Origin of the sequence: Fontibacter flavus (genome assembly GCF_042432905.1) — a bacterium.
In the GTDB taxonomy this organism is placed as follows: domain Bacteria; phylum Bacteroidota; class Bacteroidia; order Cytophagales; family Cyclobacteriaceae; genus Fontibacter; species Fontibacter flavus.
This window is the reverse complement of sequence record NZ_JBHLWI010000058.1, coordinates 1-2,686: the sequence shown is the minus strand read 5'-3', so window position 1 is coordinate 2,686 and position 2,686 is coordinate 1. Positions and strand designations below refer to the sequence as shown.

2 protein-coding genes are annotated in these 2,686 nt (G+C 34.6%); both read left to right on the top strand.

Annotated features, from left to right (window positions below; genetic code table 11):
- Positions 1-232, top strand: a 232-nt coding sequence (locus ACFFIP_RS17680) for a helix-turn-helix domain-containing protein (RefSeq protein ID WP_382387421.1), incomplete at its 5' end; no start/stop codon positions are given.
- Between the two features lie 196 nt (positions 233-428).
- Positions 429-2,489, top strand: coding sequence for an ATP-binding protein (locus ACFFIP_RS17675; protein WP_382389088.1), 2,061 nt, complete (start codon positions 429-431; stop codon positions 2,487-2,489).
- The last annotated feature ends 197 nt before the right edge of the window (positions 2,490-2,686 follow it).

Sequence of the window (2,686 nt, the reverse complement as noted above, 5' to 3'; positions counted from 1 at the left end):
AGAGCGAGAGGAACTTGAGGCAGGTTATGAAGCCTTCAAAATTGGGGCATTAATTCATGATACACGAATTGAATTAGGAATGACTCAGGAAGAACTTGCAGAAAAAGTTGGAACGACAAAGTCCTATATTTCAAAAATAGAGAACAACATAAAAGAAGCACGTATTTCAACATTACAAAAAATTGTTGAACTTGGATTTGGGGGTAGGTTGGAGTTGAACATAAAACTTTGATATCCAATTCCCTTGAAAGGAAGAACCGCATATAACAGCACCTAAGAAAACATGGGGCGCTGGTGGTAACAGGAAAGACTATTCCTCGAACTGCTATTGTCTAAGGACGATAGCTTATTGCTTCGAAATGCCCCAAGTTTCTTAGCTTCGGACCGTTATATGCGATTTTAAAACGACACACCAACAGTAGAACAATATGACGAAAATATACAGACTTCTATTACTCGGACTTTCATTCCTTCTACTCGTTGGACTTGGTTTTTACATTCGACAAGATTTCTCATTTCTACTCAATGACTTTTGGTTTACTTCAGGACTTTTACTTCTGATTTTACTTTCACTCATTGACCAACCCCATTTTTCAAAAGACACCAATGTTTTTGTAAATGCTGTGACAGCTGCGGTTTCTTTGCTTTTGGTTCAAGCTGACAACCGAGACTTTCTATTTTGGACGTTCTTGACTTTTATATTTTATCTAACAGTTAGCAGTTACACTTTAATGTGGCTTCGGACAAACCCACTTAATGAAGAAAATAAAGGGGTTCAACTTTTTTCACGCCTCAACAGACAAATCGGGCGACCAGAAGCAATCTTTTCAGCTTTCTTTCTTTGGGGCGGTATCAGACAGTTTGGACTTGCTTCAAATGAGTTCAATTTGCTTCTGTGGTTTTGGATAGTATTTATGATTTTAAATATTCCTGCCTTAGCTAAAACAATAGAAGGACTATTTATTGCAATCAAAGAAAAGAACGACAAAGAAGCTATCGGACAAATCTTTGGTGTTCAATCTAAAAATACTTTCTTGGTTAAGCTTTCAGAAGCAAGAACAGAAACAACGAAGGTTTTTGAGTTTGTTGAATTTAAGTATTCTATTGACAGCAAAGTAAGAAAAGGTCTTATTTTAGATGTTTACTTACTTAATCAACAGCAATGGATTAAGGTTCTTTCCACACCCGAAATTGACGCAATCTTCAAAAACACGGAAATTCTCAAAAATCATACTTCAGATCTTGTTTATAAATTAAGTCAAATACCTGAAAATGACTATTTGGACAGACTTGTCGGGATAGTTTCTGATAATTCAGTTATTAATAAGGTTAGATTTATCCATAATTCTAAAGTTCAAGTAACCGAAGGTCAGTTATTAGAGATTAACATAGGAAAATCCAAAGTCTTATATCAAATAACCGAAGGGATTACTAAAATTGAACAGCTTGAAAATAAAAACCAAACTGGCTTCATTGTTGGTGAAGCAATTCAGCTTGGCACTTGGAACAAAGAAAAACTAAGATTTGAACAATTTGGATGGGTTGCTGATATAAATACCCCTATTTACATTGCTTCTAAAATTGAAGAACCGCAACTTGAAGCAAATGAATTTATCATTGGAAAAATTCCTAATACTAACTACCCAGTAGTTATTAATAAAGATATTGCTATGTCGCACCATATGGCAGTTGTTGGTGTAACAGGAACAGGAAAATCAATATTCTCAAGAAATTTAATTCGCCAATACTTAGCTGACCAAGACACAAAAGTAATTTGCATTGATTTTACAGGCGAGTATATTGGAAAGTTTGCTGACCTGAACCCAACAAAAGTAATTGAAGATGCGGTAAGCGAACAATTATTTAAAGACATTGATTACATAGAACAACAAATTGCCGACAACTACAATAAAGACAATGAAAATTCAAGGAAAAAGAAGAAAGAAGTTGCGGAACAAATTCACTCTCAAATCGAAGCATTTTTAACGAGTGACAATAAACTGTCAATTTTTGAACTTCCACACGTAGCTAATACTTCGGGAGTATTGACATATACAAAAACATTTTTTAGACTATTGTTTCACATTGCAAAGACCCAAGGCAATTTTGGAAAAAGAATTTGCATTGTTTTAGAAGAAGCACATACCGTAATACCAGAGTGGAATTTTTCAGGTGTTTCAGAAAAAGTATCTCAACCACTTTTAAATAGTATTGCTCAAATAGCACTTCAAGGACGCAAATACAATGTTGGTTTACTTGTAATTGCTCAAAGGACAGCTAATGTATCAAAGACAATTTTGACACAGTGTAATACAATTATTTCCTTCCAAGAGTTTGACAAAACAAGTAGTGAATTTTTATCTAATTACTTTGGACAAGAAATTTCAAAGTCCTTACCTAAACTAAAATTCAGACAAGCAATTGTTGCAGGAAAGGCATTAAAATCAAATGTTCCTATGATATTTGAAGTTCCTGAATTAACGACATAAGAACAATGAAAAGAAGAAAAACCGCATATAACAGCCGTAACCGTTGCACAACTTCATTTTGAATCAAGATAAAATAGGGTTTGCAGTAATTTGGTGGATTTCCCATTTTTAGATTGAATAAAAAAGTAGGTTGGAGGTTTTTGGGTTAAACGAGCCGGGGTTTCGGGGAAAGCCCGAAAACAGGCCGGAATGAACGA

Coding starts and splice junctions, on each gene's coding strand:
- ACFFIP_RS17675 (WP_382389088.1), top strand. CDS start 429: ATGACGAAAATATACAGACTTCTATTACTCGGACTTTCATTCCTTCTA.